17 protein-coding genes are annotated in these 14,563 nt (G+C 67.3%); 9 read left to right on the forward strand and 8 right to left on the reverse strand.

Features of this window, described 5'->3' with window-relative positions; all coding sequences use genetic code 11:
- Positions 1 to 172 precede the first annotated feature (172 nt).
- Positions 173 to 373, reverse strand: a complete 201-nt coding sequence (locus ACO07J_RS03300) for a hypothetical protein (RefSeq protein WP_422026274.1) — start codon at positions 371 to 373, stop codon at positions 173 to 175.
- A gap of 204 nt (positions 374 to 577) precedes the next feature.
- On the opposite strand from ACO07J_RS03300, the gene ACO07J_RS03305 reads away from it, so the two are divergent.
- Positions 578 to 1,693, forward strand: coding sequence for a S1C family serine protease (locus ACO07J_RS03305; RefSeq protein ID WP_422026276.1), 1,116 nt, complete (start codon positions 578 to 580; stop codon positions 1,691 to 1,693).
- A 175-nt stretch (positions 1,694 to 1,868) separates the two neighbouring features.
- Here ACO07J_RS03305 and metG read toward each other — a convergent pair whose 3' ends face one another.
- Both metG and ACO07J_RS03315 read right to left on the reverse strand, forming a co-directional pair.
- Complete coding sequence (metG, locus tag ACO07J_RS03310; protein WP_422026278.1) at positions 1,869 to 3,587, reverse strand: methionine--tRNA ligase; 1,719 nt, start codon at positions 3,585 to 3,587, stop codon at positions 1,869 to 1,871.
- Positions 3,588 to 3,664: 77 nt separating this feature from the next.
- The gene (locus ACO07J_RS03315; RefSeq protein WP_422026280.1) at positions 3,665 to 4,894 is read right to left on the reverse strand and encodes an MFS transporter; all 1,230 of its coding nucleotides are present in this window, start codon (positions 4,892 to 4,894) and stop codon (positions 3,665 to 3,667) included.
- Positions 4,895 to 5,125: 231 nt separating this feature from the next.
- Here ACO07J_RS03315 and ACO07J_RS03320 point away from each other — a divergent pair, with 231 nt between their 5' ends.
- On the forward strand, positions 5,126 to 5,644 hold the full coding sequence (locus tag ACO07J_RS03320; protein WP_422026282.1) for a glycine-rich domain-containing protein: 519 nt from the start codon (positions 5,126 to 5,128) through the stop codon (positions 5,642 to 5,644).
- A 94-nt stretch (positions 5,645 to 5,738) separates the two neighbouring features.
- On the opposite strand, the gene ACO07J_RS03325 is transcribed toward ACO07J_RS03320, so the two are convergent.
- Positions 5,739 to 6,341, reverse strand: coding sequence for an ImuA family protein (locus tag ACO07J_RS03325; protein ID WP_422026284.1), 603 nt, complete (start codon positions 6,339 to 6,341; stop codon positions 5,739 to 5,741).
- Between the two features lie 157 nt (positions 6,342 to 6,498).
- Here ACO07J_RS03325 and ACO07J_RS03330 point away from each other — a divergent pair, with 157 nt between their 5' ends.
- Positions 6,499 to 7,542 carry an aldo/keto reductase gene (locus tag ACO07J_RS03330; RefSeq protein ID WP_422026286.1) on the forward strand — a complete coding sequence of 348 codons (1,044 nt, stop codon included), beginning with the start codon at positions 6,499 to 6,501 and terminating at the stop codon, positions 7,540 to 7,542.
- A 60-nt stretch (positions 7,543 to 7,602) separates the two neighbouring features.
- Here ACO07J_RS03330 and ACO07J_RS03335 read toward each other — a convergent pair whose 3' ends face one another.
- Together ACO07J_RS03335 and ACO07J_RS03340 are read right to left on the reverse strand one after the other, a co-directional pair.
- On the reverse strand, positions 7,603 to 7,950 hold the full coding sequence (locus tag ACO07J_RS03335) for a hypothetical protein (RefSeq protein WP_422026288.1): 348 nt from the start codon (positions 7,948 to 7,950) through the stop codon (positions 7,603 to 7,605).
- Between the two features lie 61 nt (positions 7,951 to 8,011).
- Positions 8,012 to 8,869 carry a helix-turn-helix domain-containing protein gene (locus ACO07J_RS03340; protein WP_422026290.1) on the reverse strand — a complete coding sequence of 286 codons (858 nt, stop codon included), beginning with the start codon at positions 8,867 to 8,869 and terminating at the stop codon, positions 8,012 to 8,014.
- Positions 8,870 to 8,978: 109 nt separating this feature from the next.
- Between ACO07J_RS03340 and ACO07J_RS03345 the strand changes: the two genes are divergently transcribed.
- The 4 genes from ACO07J_RS03345 (at position 8,979) to ACO07J_RS03360 (ending at position 11,958) form a co-directional block, all read left to right on the forward strand.
- Positions 8,979 to 9,185, forward strand: a complete 207-nt coding sequence (locus ACO07J_RS03345) for a DUF2061 domain-containing protein (RefSeq protein WP_350124084.1) — start codon at positions 8,979 to 8,981, stop codon at positions 9,183 to 9,185.
- Positions 9,178 to 10,110 (forward strand): fatty acid desaturase, encoded by a 933-nt coding sequence (locus ACO07J_RS03350; RefSeq protein ID WP_422026292.1) that lies wholly within the window; start codon positions 9,178 to 9,180, stop codon positions 10,108 to 10,110. The genes ACO07J_RS03345 and ACO07J_RS03350 overlap by 8 nt, the downstream gene beginning before the upstream one ends.
- 131 nt (positions 10,111 to 10,241) lie before the next feature.
- Positions 10,242 to 10,991 (forward strand): SDR family NAD(P)-dependent oxidoreductase, encoded by a 750-nt coding sequence (locus ACO07J_RS03355; RefSeq protein WP_422026294.1) that lies wholly within the window; start codon positions 10,242 to 10,244, stop codon positions 10,989 to 10,991.
- Positions 10,992 to 11,055: 64 nt separating this feature from the next.
- A complete protein-coding gene (locus ACO07J_RS03360) occupies positions 11,056 to 11,958 on the forward strand; it encodes an EamA family transporter (RefSeq protein WP_422026296.1) in 903 nt (300 codons plus the stop codon).
- A 180-nt stretch (positions 11,959 to 12,138) separates the two neighbouring features.
- On the opposite strand, the gene ACO07J_RS03365 is transcribed toward ACO07J_RS03360, so the two are convergent.
- Together ACO07J_RS03365 and ACO07J_RS03370 are read right to left on the reverse strand one after the other, a co-directional pair.
- Positions 12,139 to 12,834: an NUDIX hydrolase gene (locus ACO07J_RS03365; protein WP_422026298.1), complete on the reverse strand. Its 696-nt coding sequence runs from the start codon at positions 12,832 to 12,834 to the stop codon at positions 12,139 to 12,141.
- Positions 12,835 to 12,868: 34 nt separating this feature from the next.
- On the reverse strand, positions 12,869 to 13,258 hold the full coding sequence (locus tag ACO07J_RS03370; RefSeq protein ID WP_422026300.1) for a DUF983 domain-containing protein: 390 nt from the start codon (positions 13,256 to 13,258) through the stop codon (positions 12,869 to 12,871).
- Between the two features lie 221 nt (positions 13,259 to 13,479).
- On the opposite strand from ACO07J_RS03370, the gene ACO07J_RS03375 reads away from it, so the two are divergent.
- Positions 13,480 to 13,998 (forward strand): EF-hand domain-containing protein, encoded by a 519-nt coding sequence (locus ACO07J_RS03375; protein ID WP_422026302.1) that lies wholly within the window; start codon positions 13,480 to 13,482, stop codon positions 13,996 to 13,998.
- A gap of 110 nt (positions 13,999 to 14,108) precedes the next feature.
- A partial coding sequence (locus ACO07J_RS03380; protein WP_422026304.1) for a sigma-70 family RNA polymerase sigma factor occupies positions 14,109 to 14,563 on the forward strand: 455 nt, incomplete at its 3' end.

A 14,563-nucleotide genomic window follows, 5' to 3' on the forward strand; every position in this document is an offset into this window, starting at 1 on the left:
CGCCCGGGCTGGAGACAGAAATGTGGCCTGAGCCGTGTTTGCAAGCCTGCCCCGGGCCGCCGGTGACGCGACGGCATTTTCTTGCCATATTTGCCCCGCGCCATGGCGGAAGGTCGCCCAGCGTGCAATTCGTTTGAACCGGAACGGCCCGTCCGGCGTTTCCCGCAGTTGCTCAGTTCATGCCGCGCGCAACCAGAAGGGCGATCAGCAGCATGGCGAGGATACACAGCTTCCCGGCGGCTTCGCGAAGGACGCGGCGCAAGTAGCCATGTCGTGTCCAGGGATGCTGCACCGGGCGCGGCCGGGCGGCACGCGGATTGTCATAGACGATGTCGAGCCTGCGACGCTCTCTGTTCTGGCGCCAGCGAAACATGGAACCAGCCCTCCGACGATGTTCCCCCGCAGCCAAGCCTTGCCCCCGATTGAGGTCGGTCGATGGCGAAACAGGGCCCATACGGTGGAGTCGGGGCACCCCCGTGGACCTGTATTGCCGCGCGCGCGGCCATCGCGGCGCCTTGAAACCGGGCCGCCATCGCGCCACCTTTTCCGCATGTGATTGCAAGGGGCGGGCATTTCCATGACCTACCGATTTACCGTCAGGCTGCTGCTGATCACGCTGGCCGCGATGCTGGTGGTGGCGACCTACCAGCTGATGCCGGCGCTGCGCATGGCCTATCTCGAGCCGGAGGCGGAGCCGCGCGTGGTGACCGCCCGCGGCGACCTGGCGGCCGAGGAAACCGCCACGATCGAGCTGTTCCAGTCGGCCCGCGACAGCGTGGTCTTCATCTCAACCGCCGAGCGGGTCCGCGATCCGTGGTCGCGCAACGTCTACGAACAGCCGCGCGGCACCGGGTCGGGCTTCCTGTGGGACAATCGCGGCCATATCGTGACCAACACCCACGTGATCGAGGGCGCCTCGACCGCGACGGTGCGGCTGGCCGACGGGCGCAGCTTCCCGGCGGAACTGGTCGGCCGCGATCCCTCGCATGACCTCGCCGTGCTGCGGATCGAGGCGCGGGATTTGCCCGCGCCGGTGGCGGTGGGCAAGAGCGACGACCTGCAGGTCGGCCAGACGGTGCTGGCCATCGGCAACCCCTTCGGGCTCGACTGGACGCTGACGCGCGGCATCGTCTCGGCGCTCGACCGGGAACTGCCCTCGCCCTCCGGCCGCCCGATCACCGGCCTGATCCAGAGCGACGCGGCGATCAACCCCGGCAATTCCGGCGGGCCGCTGCTCGACAGCGCCGGGCGGCTGATCGGCGTGAACACGGCGATCTACAGCCCCTCGGGCGCCAGCGCCGGGATCGGGTTCTCGGTGCCTGTGGACACGGTCAACCGGGTGGTGCCGGAGCTGATCGAAACCGGCCGCTACGCCCCGCCGGCGCTGGGCATCCGCTACGATCCGCGGGTCAACGACCTTGCCCGGCGCGAGGGGCTGGAGGGGGTGCTGATCCTCGGCGTCGAGCCGGGCTCTCCGGCGGCGCGCGCGGGGCTGGAACCGGCGCGGCTGTCGGGCGACGGGCGGCTGCTGCCGGGCGATATCGTCACCGGGCTGGGCGGCGAGCCGGTGCGCGGGGTCGACGACCTGCTCGCCGCGCTCGAGGCGCACCGGCCGGGCGATACGGTCAGCCTGAGCCTCAGCCGCGAGGGCGAGGTGCGGGAGATCGAGATCGAGCTGGGCGAGGGCGGCTGACCCCCGCAGGAGCGCCCTGCGGCGCATCCGGTGGGTCCGCGTTCGGGCCACGCGGGCCTTGGGGGCGCTGCCCCCAAGGCCCCGGGATACTTCCGGCCAGAAGAAGCAGAGGCGTGGGTCCTGCTTCTTCTTGGGTCAAATACTCATTTCCGACAGTGTCGCTCGCGCCAGGGTATCAGTTGCGTGTGCCGGCGAAGCGGGTGGACCAATCCTCGCGCTGGTCCTCGGTGATCTTGGCAAAGAGCACGTCAGGCACGGTGAAGCCATGGCCCTCGGGCAGGGTGGCGAGAGCCGATTGCAGGTCGGAGGGCCAACCTGCGTCCATCGTGTTCATCGAGGCCAGCATCCGGGCCGAGGCGTCGGGGATGAAGGGGGCCGAGAGCACCGCGTAGACGCGGATCAGGTTGAGCGCGAGGCGGATCTGCATCGCTGCCGTCTCGGGGTCTTCCTTGAAGGTGGCCCAGGGGGCCGCTTCCTGCAGGTATTCGTTGCCCGCGACCCAGATGAAGCGGAGCGCGGCCGCGGCCTTGCGCACCTCGATGGCGTCCATGTGGCCCTCGTAGGCGCGGAGCTTGGTGGTCAGCTCCTCGATGAGGGCGGTTTCCCGGTCGCCCATGGTGCCGCCGGCGGGCACCTCTTCGCCGAACTTGGAGCGGCAGAACTTGGTCACGCGGGAGACGAAATTGCCCAGCACGTCGGCGAGATCCTTGTTCACCGAGGCCTGGAAATTCTCCCACGTGAACTCTGCGTCGGAGGTTTCGGGGGCGTGCGACAGCAGCCACCAGCGCCAGTAATCCGCCGGCAGGATCTCGAGCGCCTGGTCCATGAAGATGCCACGGCCCTGCGAAGTGGAGAACTGGCCGCCATCGTAGTTGAGGTAGTTGAACGACTTGATGTAGTCGACGAGCTTCCATGGCTCGCCCGAGCCGAGGATGGTGGCCGGGAAGGAGAGCGTGTGGAAGGGCACGTTGTCCTTGCCCATGAACTGGGTGTAGCGGACATCTTCCGCCCCCTTGTCGGTGCGCCACCAGCGTTGCCAGTCGGCTTCGCCCCGACCCGTCGCCTCGGCCCATTCACCGGCGCAGGCGATGTATTCGATGGGGGCGTCGAACCAGACGTAGAAGACCTTGCCTTCCATGCCGGGCCAGTCCTCGGTGCCGCGCTTGACGGGGATGCCCCAGTCGAGGTCGCGGGTTATGCCGCGGTCGCGCAGGCCGTCGCCGTCGTTGAGCCATTTCTTCGCGATCGACGTGGTCAGGATCGGCCAGTCGGTCTTGCCGTCGATCCAGTCATTTAGCCGGTCGCGCATCTGGCTCTGGCGCAGGTAGAGGTGCTTGGTTTCGCGCACCTCGAGATCGGTCGAGCCGGAGATGGCCGAGCGCGGGTCGATCAGGTCGGTCGGGTCGAGCTGCTTGGTGCAGTTCTCGCACTGGTCGCCGCGGGCCTTGTCGTAGCCGCAATTGGGGCAGGTGCCCTCGATGTAGCGGTCGGGCAGGAAGCGGCCGTCGGCGTTGGAATAGACCTGTTTCTCGGTCACTTCCTCGATCAGCCCGGCCTCGTGCAGCTTGCCCGCGAAATGCTGGGTCAGCGCGGTGTTCTGGGGCGAGGAGGAGCGGCCGAAATGGTCGAAGCTGAGGCCGAACCCGTCGGAGAGGTCCTTTTGCACCTGCCACATCTCGGCGCAGTACTCCGCCACCGGCTTGCCGGCCTTGGCGGCGGCGAGTTCCGCGGGCGTGCCGTGCTCGTCGGTGGCGCAGAGGAACATCACCTCGTGGCCGCGCCCGCGCAGGTAGCGGGCGTAGAGGTCGGCGGGCAGCTGGCTGCCCACGAGATTGCCCAGGTGCTTGATCCCGTTGATGTAGGGGATGGCGGATGTGATCAGGTGACGTGCCATGGCGTGTTGTCCTGCCCCTCGGTTGGCTGCGCGCCTCCTTTAGCGCAGCTTGGCAGGCAGGGCCAGAGGGGGTTGCATCAGTCGCCGTTGCGGTCGCGGTCGGAGCCCGTGAGCCGGCCGATGATGAAGCTGGTGCGGGGCGACCAGACGTAACGGGTGCGGCGGTCGGGCGCTTTGCGGCGGCGCATCCGGAGGAAGCCGTAGACGATGAGGTAGACGTGGGCGACCGCGATCATCGTGAACATCGCCGCCGGCCCGAACCCCGCGATCAGGGTCGAGGCGAGGAGCGGCGCCGCGATGGCGCCGGTGGCGAAAAAGAACATCAGCGCCGCCGACAGCTCGACCCGCTGGGAGCTTTCGACGAAGTCGTTGGCATGGGCCGCCGAGACCGAGTAGATCGGGATCGAGGTGAGCCCGAAGAAGAAGGCCATGAGCATGACGCCGGTGGGGCTGAGCTCCTGCACCGAGGCAGTGACGATGCAGCTCAGGATGGCCGCGACCGACAGGCCGATGAGGACGTGGCGGCGGTCGTACTTGTCGGCGAGCCAGCCCACCGGGTATTGCGCGATCGCCCCGCCGAGGACGAAGGAGGCGAGGAACCAGGCGATCTGGTCGGTGGCGAGGCCGACCTCCTCGCCGTAGAGGGGGCCGACCATGCGGAAGGAGGCGCTGGAGACCGCCGCCACCAGCACGCCGGCGGCCGCGAGGGGGGAGCATTCGATCAGCAATTTCGGCCTGAGCCGTGGCGCCGCCGGGGTTTCGGGCTGGCGCACGCGGGTCAGTGTCAGCGGGATGAGCGCCGCGCAGCAGAACAGCGCCAGGATGTTATAGGAGACGTAGGAGGCGGGTTCGAGCACCGAGATCACCATCTGCGCCATCAGCGAGGCGGTCATGTCGACGATCCGGTAGGTGCCCATGGTGCGGCCGCGGGTGGCGTTGGTGACCTTGGATTGCAGCCATGCCTCGATGATCGTGTAGCAGCCCGCCACGCAACAGCCTGTGGCCACGCGCATAAGGGCCCAGGCCCAGGGGTCGATGATCAGCATGTGCAGCATCAGCCCGATCGTGCCCGCCGCGGTGAAGGCCGCGAAGGCGCGGGAATGGCCGACGCTGCCCATCAGCCGGGGCGCCCACCAGCAGCCGATGAAGAAGCCCACGAAATGCGCCGAGCCCAGCAGGCCGATCTGGGTGGTGGTGAAGTCGAGCGCGATGCCCGAGAGCGCATCGAGCGGGCCGACCCCGCCGGAGGAGAGCTGGAGGAGAATGACCGAAAGGAACAGGGCCGCGAAGGAAATGATCAGGCGCATGATGCGCCTACCTTGGCAGGTTGGGCCGCGAGGGAAAGCGCATATTCGACAGGGCGTGGTCGTTTTCGGCAGGGGGGCGGGTTTTTTGGGTGGTTGCCCACTTGCAAATCCTACTGTGGCATTATGTGCCTCACACGCTATGCTTGTGCTTGCCGGCTTTTGAGCGAGGGAGGATCGGGGCCCGGCATTATGCGCAATCTGCAAAAGAAATTCTGATTGAAAGGGTATATTATGACATCGGATGAAGTCACATTTTCACAGCGCCCGGGCGACCCAGTTTTTAGTTCCGACGACCGCTTGCCTGTCTCGATCAGAGAGCTCGATTTGGGGCCGATCGTGTGGAAATTGACCAGCGACGAGTCCGAAAGCGCCAGCGAGGTCGATTGGTCAACGAAACAAACTCTCCGGGTTTGTGAGGAATACCGGAAGTTCTTGACCCTGTCGTTGGAGGGAAATGGTAAAGTCACATCCCCCAGTCGAAACATCGATATCATCTGGCATCATCACATTCTGGATACTCAAAAATATTACGAGGACTGCCATCGTATTTTTGGGCACGTTGTACATCATTTCCCGTACCTGGGTGTTCGCGGCAGCGCAGATAGACAGATCTTGCTGGACGCTTACGAAGATACGAAGAAACGGTATTGCGCTCGCTTCGGTCAGGTGCCGGAGGATGTGTGGGGCATGGCTGCGCATTGCGGGGTTTCGACGTGTTCTACGCCGACGAATTGTTCAAGTCAGTTCTGATGCCTTTTGCGGAACGGTTTTGGGTCGGCTCGACGTCATAGGCTTGTCCTGCCGGCAAGATACGACAGGTTCCTGCGGTTTGGCGCGCCGGTAATCAGACCGGGGTGAGGCTCCAGCGGCCGGGGCGGCCGGCGAGGTGCCAGACCTTCGGCGGCAGGGTGCGGGCGCGGCGGCGGGTGAGGGTCCAGCCGGGCGCGGCGGGGGTATGGGTCTGGGCCATGTGCCAGCGCGTCTCGATCCCCGGCGCGCCGCCGTCGCCCGGGGTGAGGATCAGGCCGAGGGGCGCCCCGTGCCCCTCCGCCGCGCCGGTTTCGGCGGCGAGGTGCTGGCGGCGGACGGCGGTCATGCCGGGCGGTTCGGGCAATTCGGCGATGGCGAGGGGGGCAAGACCGCTGCGGAGGACTTCCTCGAGCGTCCAGAGCAGGTCTTCGCCGCGGCGGGGGCTGAGGAAGGTGAAACGGTTCGGCTGGGCGAAGGCCGCCATGCCGTCGGGGTTGAGCGTGTCGGTGGCCCAGCCGGGGGCGATCCAGAAGACGGGGCCTTCGGTTTCGGCGGCGATGAGCATGGCCAGCGTGTGCCGGGCCGGGCCGCAAAGTTCGTGCAGGCGGGTCAGCGGCAGGGTGAGCGTGCCCAGAACGGTGAGGTCGGGGCGGGTTGGCCTGCGATGGGTGCGGCGGGTGAGAAGCGCGGTGGTCATGGGGGGAGGATAGTGCGTTCGTGATTTGTTCTCAATGGGGTTTGAAGGCGGACTGCGCGGCGAAGAGGAGGGCACCGGGCCGATATTGCGGTTTCACCCTCCCGCCATCCTGTTCTAGGGTCCCCGCAACACCGAAACAGGAAAAGGATACCGGGACATGAAGATGAACCCGCTTGGACGGACGGGGCTGGAGGTGAGCGCGCTTTGCCTGGGCTCGATGACATGGGGCACGCAGAATACCGAGGCCGAGGGGCACGGGCAGATCGACACCGCGCTCGACCATGGCATCAACTTCATCGACACCGCCGAGATGTACCCGGTGAACCCGACCTCGGCCGAGACCATCGGGCGGACCGAGGAGATCATCGGGACGTGGTTCGCCAGGACGGGGCGACGGGACGACGTGATCCTGGCCACCAAGCATTCGGGCGAGGGGCAGAAGATGGTGCGGGACGGCGCGCCGATCTCCTCGAAGACCATTCCGGAGACGGTGGAGGGCTCGCTGCGGCGGTTGCAGACGGATTACATCGATCTCTACCAGTTCCACTGGCCCAACCGGGGCAGCTACATGTTCCGGAAGAACTGGACGTTCGACCCGTCGGGGCAGGACCGGGCCGAGACGGTTGCCCATATGGAAGATGCGCTGGAGGCGCTGCAGAAGCAGGTGGAGAAGGGCAATATCCGCCATTTCGGCCTGTCGAACGAGAGCGCGTGGGGCACCTCGCAATGGCTGCGGATTTCCGAGGACCGGGGATGGCCGCGGGTGGCGTCGGTGCAGAACGAGTATTCGCTGATGTGCCGGCTCTACGATACCGACATGGCCGAGATGAGCGTGAACGAGGATGTGGGTTTGCTGGCGTTCTCGCCCTTGGCGCAGGGGTTGCTGACGGGCAAGTACCGGGGCGGGAAGAAGCCCGAGGGCTCGCGCATCGAGGTGAACCCGACGCTGGGCGGGCGGGTGCTGGACCGGGCTTACGAGGCGGTCGAGGCCTACGTGGCGGTGGCCGAGAAACACGGGCTGGACCCGACGCAGATGGCGCTGGCCTGGTGCATGACGCGGCCGTTCATGTGCTCGGTGATTTTCGGCTGCACGACGCAGGAGCAGTTGATGACGGCCATCGGCAGCGATGCGGTGACGCTGAGCGACGAGGTGCTCGAGGATATCGACAAGGCCCACCGGGCGCATCCGATGCCGTTTTGACAGTGGCTGACATTCGGAGGCGCGCGCCGCCGGTCTAACCGTTGCGCGCGACCCGGGCCCTTACCGCGGCATCAGCCGCTCCAGCCCCGTGCCGTTGTCCCACGTGCCGTGCAGCTCTCGCCCGTTGACCACGTAGATGATCGGCGTGGCCGCGCCCCAGTTCACGGTCACGATCCGGCCCTGCACGTTGCCGCGGCCCTGGTAGCTTTGCCCGTCGATCGACCAGTAGATTTCCACCTCGCTGCCCTGCTGGAGGATCTCGGCGACCCCGGCATAGGCGCGCCCGTCGGGGTAGCGGCCCTGGGCGGTGTATTGCCCGGAGATATCGAGGATCTGGGTGTCGTGCCCGGTGGCGGCGGTGGCGAGCGTGGCCAGCGCGGCGGCGGCGAAGAGGCGGCGGGTGAGCATGGCGGGGTCTCCGGTAACGCAGGGGAAGCCTAGCCGCGCCGCACCGCCCTGTCCATCGCCCTCAGGCCCCGGACCAGATCGCGCGGATATGGTCGGGCAGGCCACGCGCGGTGACATGGGCCTCGCGCACGAGGTGGTCGAAATGCGCGGTCAGCGCCTGCACCCGCTCGGTGTCGCGGAAGACCATGTAGTTCTGCCCGATATAGATCGCCGCCAGCAGCGGCCCGAAGATCGTGACCGGCGCCGAATAAAGGCGCCGGGCGTCGAACAGGTAGATGCGCATGCGCGGGTAAAGCTGTTCGACCACGTCGAGCAGGTTGTCGACCTGCTCCTCGCGCACGTCGCGGGGCAGCCCCGCGTAATAGCCTTCGCCACGCACGAAGGCGTCGATCTCGAACAGCGGCAGGGCGATCTCGTAATCCGACTGGGTGCGGCGCATCCACGACAGGCGGTCTTCCGAGGCGCCGATGGCCTGGTCGATGCTGCGGCCGAGATGCGGGGCATATTCCCATTCCAGCATGGCGCGGGTCTTGAGCATGTCGGGCAGGCCAGCGGGCACGTGACGGATCTTGTAGCCCGCCGCCTCCTGGTGCCAGCGGAAGATCTGTTCGTCGACCAGCGCCCGGGGCGCCTCGGTCAGCGACAGCGTGTTGGCGAGGATGTCGGCGGCGGTCTCGGGCCGGTCGGTGAGGCCCAGCAGCCAGTCGGCGGAGACGCCGAGCGCGGCGGCGCATTCGCCCACCACCTGCGCGTTGGGCAGGCGGGCGCCCGAGCCCTTGATGAGCTGCGAGATGGTCGAGCGGTCGACCCCCACGGCCCGGGCCAGCCCGGATTGCGTGGTGCCACGCTCGCGCATCGCCTCGGCAATCCGGTTGCGAAACAGGGTGGCGCGGTCGCGCTTGTCTATGGTTTCCCGCATGTGTTGACAAATATCACCATTGCAGAAAAATGTTAACCGTATTCGGAGTATCCTGCTGACATCTTCTGACGTAACGTTTCCGTGAATTGGGGAAAATCCGGAGTATCGAATGGAGACGCGAGCGCGGACGCTTGTGAAAGCTGTGGTGTGGAATGCGATCGGCCTGGGGGTGATGAGCCTTGTCGGCCTCGCGATGACCGGCTCGGCCGCCGTGGGCGGCGCGATGGCCGCGATCAACACCGGCATCGGGCTTACATGCTATTTCGTTTACGAGCGCGTCTGGTCCCGCATCAACTGGGGGCGCGCGCATGGCTGAGACTGTTCGCAGGGAAACCGGCGTCGAGTGGCCCACCATCGGGCTGATGGTTGCCTGTTACGGCGTTTGGATGATTGCGCTGACATGGGCGGCGGCGGCCTGGCTGCCGCTGGGCATGGCGCTGGCGGCGCTGGCCATCGCGCTGCATTCCTCGCTGACGCACGAGGCGCTGCACGGGCACCCGTTCAAGAGCGAGCGGCTGAACGAGGCGACGGTGTTCCTCTGCCTCGGCCTCTTCATCCCCTACCGGCGATTCCGCGACCTGCACCTGGCCCACCATGTCGATTCGATCCTGACCGATCCCTATGACGACCCGGAATCGAACTACATGGACCCAGATGTCTGGGCCCGCCTGCCGCGCTGGGGGCGGGTGGTTCTGCGCCTCAACAACACGCTGGCGGGCCGGATGCTGTTCGGCCCGGCCCTGTCGGTCTGGACGCTGTGCCGCGACGACTGGCGCGCGGTGCGCTGCGGGGATGGCAAGGTTCTGAACGCGTGGCTGATGCACCTGCCGGGCGTGGTGCCGGTGGTGGCGCTGGTGATCTGGGCGCCGATGCCGGTCTGGGCCTACCTGGTGTCGGCCTACGGGGCGTTCTCGGTCCTGAAGATCCGCACGTTCCTCGAGCACCGGGCGCATGAACGGGCGAGCGGGCGGACCGTGGTGATCGAGGACAAGGGGCCGCTGGCGCTGATCTTCCTGAACAACAACCTGCACGTGGTCCACCACATGCACCCAAAGGTGGCCTGGTACCGTCTGCCGCGGCTGTTCGAGGAGAACCGCGAGAAGTATCTCAAGCGCAATGACGGGTATTACTACCGCTCCTATGCCGAGATCTTCGCCCGGCATTTCCTCAAGCCCAAGGATCCGGTGCCGCACCCGCTCTGGCCCGCACCCGGGGGCCGGCCGGACCAACCGGCGGAATAGCATCGCAACAGCCCCGAAGGAAACTTCGGGGCTTTGTCTTTCCTGACAGGGCCTATCAGCAGGCGGCACCGGGGCCGGAACGCGCGGGGCCGCCGGGCGTTTGCCCGCTGACTCCTGTGAAAGGACAGACCATGGATTTCTCGGGCAGAACGGCACTTGTCACCGGCGGCACGCGCGGAAACGGCGAGCGGATCGCCGAACGGCTGTTCCAGGGCGGTGCCACCGTCGCGCTGTGCAGCCGCAACGGCGAGGAGGCGGCGGCCGCGGCGGACCGGCTCGACCCCACGGGCGAACGGGCCCTGGGGCTCGCCTGCGACGTGCGCGACGAAGATGCCGTGCAGGCCATGATCCGCAAGGTTTGCCAGCTATTCGGCGGCCTGCACCTGGCCGTGAACAATGCCGGCGGTCCGGGAGAGGCGCCACTGCCGATTTACGAGAAGTCGGCGGAGACCTGGGCCGAGGTGATCGGCACCAACCTCACCGGCTGTTTCCTGTGCCTCAAGCACGAGATCCCCGCCATTGAGGCAAGCGGCGGCGGGGCGATCGTCAACATGGCCTCGGCCAACGGCATGGTGGGCATGGGCGGGCTGGCGGACTATACGGCGGCGAAACACGGAGTGATCGGGCTGACCCGCGAGGCGGCGCTGGATTGCGCGGAGATGGGGATACGGGTGAACGCGGTGGCGCCGGGCTTCGTCGACACGCCCGCCATGCGCGAGATGCCGGAAGAGGCGCATGACGAGCTGGCCGCGCTGCACCCGCTGGGGCGGATGGCACGGCGCGACGAGGTGGCCGCGCTGGTGGCGTTCCTATTGTCCGACGCGGTCGGCTTCGCGACCGGCGGGGTCTATCCGTTGGATGGTGGCTATACCGCGCGCTGAGCCATTGTACGGGGTACAAGCCCTCGCTGGTCTTTGCCGGGAAAACCCGGCATAGGCCTTTGGCATGGACGCCTGGATCTACCTTTCCGTCATGGCCGCCGCGTTCCAGACGCTGCGCTTCATGCTGCAGAAATCGCTCAGCATGGGCACGCTCTCTGCGGGCGGGGCCACGTTCGCGCGGTTCTTCTATGCCGCGCCCTGCGCGTTCCTTTTGGCCGTGGGTTATGTCCTCTGGGGCGGGTTCGACGTGCCGCGCCCGGGCGGGCTGTTCTGGGCCTACGCGCTGACCGGGGGGCTGGCGCAGATCCTGGCGACGTGGTGCGTGGTGCTGCTCTTCGCCCAGCGGAATTTCGCGGTCGGGATCACCTTCAAGAAGACCGAGGTGATCCAGACCGCGCTGGTCGGCCTGATCGTGCTCGGCGACACTGTCAGCATACCGGGGCTGGTGGCGATCGTCGTGGGGCTGACCGGGGTGCTGGTGCTGTCCGACATGCCCGACTTGCAGGGCGGGCGGCTGAAGCGGCTGATGAACAGGGCGGCTGGGCTGGGCCTCTTGTCCGGGGCGCTTTTCGCGGTGTCGGCGGTGACTTATCGGGGCGCCACGCTGGAGGTGGCGAGCGACGATGCCTTCCTGCGGGCGGTGGTGACGGTCTCGGCGGTGACGCTGTCGCAGACGGTGGGCATGATGCTCTGGCTGCGCTGGCGCGAGCCGGGGCAGGTGGGCCGCGTCTGGGCGGCGCGGGGCCGGGCGATCTGGATGGGGGTGGCGAGCCTTGGCGGCTCGGTCGGCTGGTTCACGGCGTTCACCTTGCAGAACGCGGCCTATGTCTTTGCCGTGGGGCAGGTGGAGGTGATCTTTTCGCTGATGGCGTCGGTGCTGTTCTTCAGGGAGACGGTTACGCGGCGGGAGCTGGCGGGGATCGCGCTTCTCACGGTGAGTATCCTGTTGCTGGTGCTGGTGGGGTAGGCCCCGCCCGGAACAAGGCCGAAGGCCGCCGGGCGAGCGCCTGCCCGTCCCGGCGGGCTGGCGCTATGGCGGGCGTTGCGCACGCCGTCGAGGGAGGAAGTGCCTGGCTGCCATAAAGCGCATCACTGAAAGGTCAGCAGCGCCACCCCACGGGCAGGCGCTCGCCCGGCTTTGCGCCCCTCACTCCACCGGGGCCACGCCGCGCAGCCTGAGAAACAGGCTTTCCTCGTCGTCGTTCTTGAAGAACGGGATCGAGGGCGGCGGGGTGAGGGTGCGGGCGCTGGCGGCGATTTCAGCCAGCACGACCTCGGTGATGAAGGGCAGGTCGAGCGCGCGGGCCTCGGCGAGCGGCACCCATTGCAGGTGCGAGAGTTCCTCGGAGGCGGCGGAGAAGTCGTCGAGGTCGCCCTCGATCCGGTCGGCATCGACGAGGAAGAAGCGCGCGTCGAAGCGGCGGGGCCGGCCCGGGGGCGTGAGGGCGCGGAAGAAAAACTGCATGCCCAGTGCCGACGGAAGATAGCCCGCTTCGGCGAAGCGTTCCCAGTCGGGATGCGGCGTGCCGGGCCATTGGCCGGGCTCGCCCAGCAGGAGGCCCGTCTCCTCCCACAGCTCGCGGATGGCGGCGGTGGCCAGCGCGTGGGAGAGGTCGGCGGGGCTTTCGTCCAGCAAGCGGTTCCGGCAGGTCTCGGAAAGCGGCGTCACCAGCGGCACTCTCGCGTCGTCGGCATCGACCGCGCCGCCCGGAAAGACGAATTTCGAGGGGAAGAACGCCGCCTTCGCGCCGCGCTGGCCCATCAGCACGCTGGGCGTGGTCATCCGGTCGCGCAGGACGATCACGGTGGCGGCGTCTCGGATGGCGGTCTTGTCGATGGTCATGTGCTGCGCGTGTCCCTGTCCGGTGTTGCCGGCATCAGGCGCTGCCGCCGAACCCGTGCATCAGGCGGGCCCACTGAAAGCCCACGACGGCCCCTTTGAGCCGGGGCAGAAGGTAGAGCGAGAGCGTCACGCAGCCAATAGCGAATATGGTGAAAAGCACCAGCGGCTCGGGCCGGAACATGGTGAAGGACACATGCAGCAGCGGCGCCATCAGGTGGCCGACGATCAGGATGGTGAGGTAGGCCGGGCCGTCATCGGCGCGGTGATGGCTGAGATCCTCGCGGCAGACGGTGCAGGTGTCGCGGACCTTGAGGTAACCCTGCATCATCGGCCCCGAGCCGCAATTGGGGCATTTGCGCCGGAATCCCCGGCGCAGCGCCGGCCACAGGTCCCGGGTGTCGGTGCTGATGGTCTTGTCTGTCATGAGGTGCCTCGTTCGCGATATTTCCAGAATTGGGCCATGGGGGCAGGAAATGGAAGGGTGCAGACTGTCCTTGCGGCCGGATGTCGCAAACCTGTTGCGTAAAATTTTCCCCGCCGCGGGCGACGGAAAGGCGGACCATGCCCGTTCAGGAAGTGTGACCGGCCCGAGATCCGGGGCGGTTGCAGGAGCCAATACAGGTAAGATCTCAAGGAGACGAAGAGATGAGGAACGGTATTCTGATGGCCAGCCTGAGCGCCGCGATCCTGGCCGGTGCTGCCACCCAGGGTGTTGCTGCCGGCGACGACATGGACCGCGGTCACCACGGCAAGCGCCCGTCGTTCGAAGAGCTCGATACGAACGGCGACGGTGCGGTCAGCCGCGATGAGATGCAGGCGCGGATGCAGGCCCGCTTCGACGAGGCCGACGCCGATGGCGACGGCAAGATCACCCGCGAGGAGATGTCGGCGCGGATGGAAGCGCGGGCGGCGGAGCGCCGCGAGCGGTTCCTGAACCGGATGTTCGAGCGGCAGGACGCCGATGCCGACGGTGCGCTGACCATGGAAGAGATGCGCGGCGACCGGGCCGACCGGATGTTCGCCAAGGTCGACCAGGATGGTAACGGCGCCGTCTCGCGCGAGGAGTTCGACGCGATGAAGGAGCGGATGCACAAGCGTCACGGCAAGCATGGCAAGCATGGCAAGCACAAGCGCGGCGATGACGCGGTAACCGGGCAGGACTGACCGGGCAGAGGCCGGAGCGCCCTTGCCAATGGCGGGCGCTCCGGCCACCATCCCGGCCCGAGGGGTCTTTGCCGATCCGCCAACCTGAGGCCAGTGCGCGCGCCCGGAACATGACGATGCCGCTTGACGAACAGAGGTCCGCCCCCGACGAGGCGCTGTTGGTGCTCTATGCCAACGGCGACGCGGTGGCGGCGCGTGTTCTGACGGCGCGGCTGGTGCCGCGGGTGCTGGCGCAGGCCCAGCGGCTGCTGGGCAACCGGGCCGAGGCCGAGGACGTGGCGCAGGAGGCGATGCTGCGGCTGTGGCGGATCGCGCCGGAGTGGCGGCAGGGCGAGGCGAAGATCACCACCTGGCTTTACCGGGTGACCGCCAACATGTGTACCGACCGGCTGCGCAAGGCGCGGGGCATGGGCCTCGACGAGGCGCCGGAACCGGAGGACGAGCGGCCGGGCCCGGCCGAGGGCCTGCAGGAGCGGGCGCGGGCGGATGCCTTGCAGGAAGCGCTGGACAGGCTGCCGGACAGGCAGCGCGAGGCGGTGATCCTGCGCCATATCGAGGAACTCGG

The organism is Roseovarius sp., assembly GCF_965228755.1.
Classification (GTDB): domain Bacteria; phylum Pseudomonadota; class Alphaproteobacteria; order Rhodobacterales; family Rhodobacteraceae; genus Roseovarius.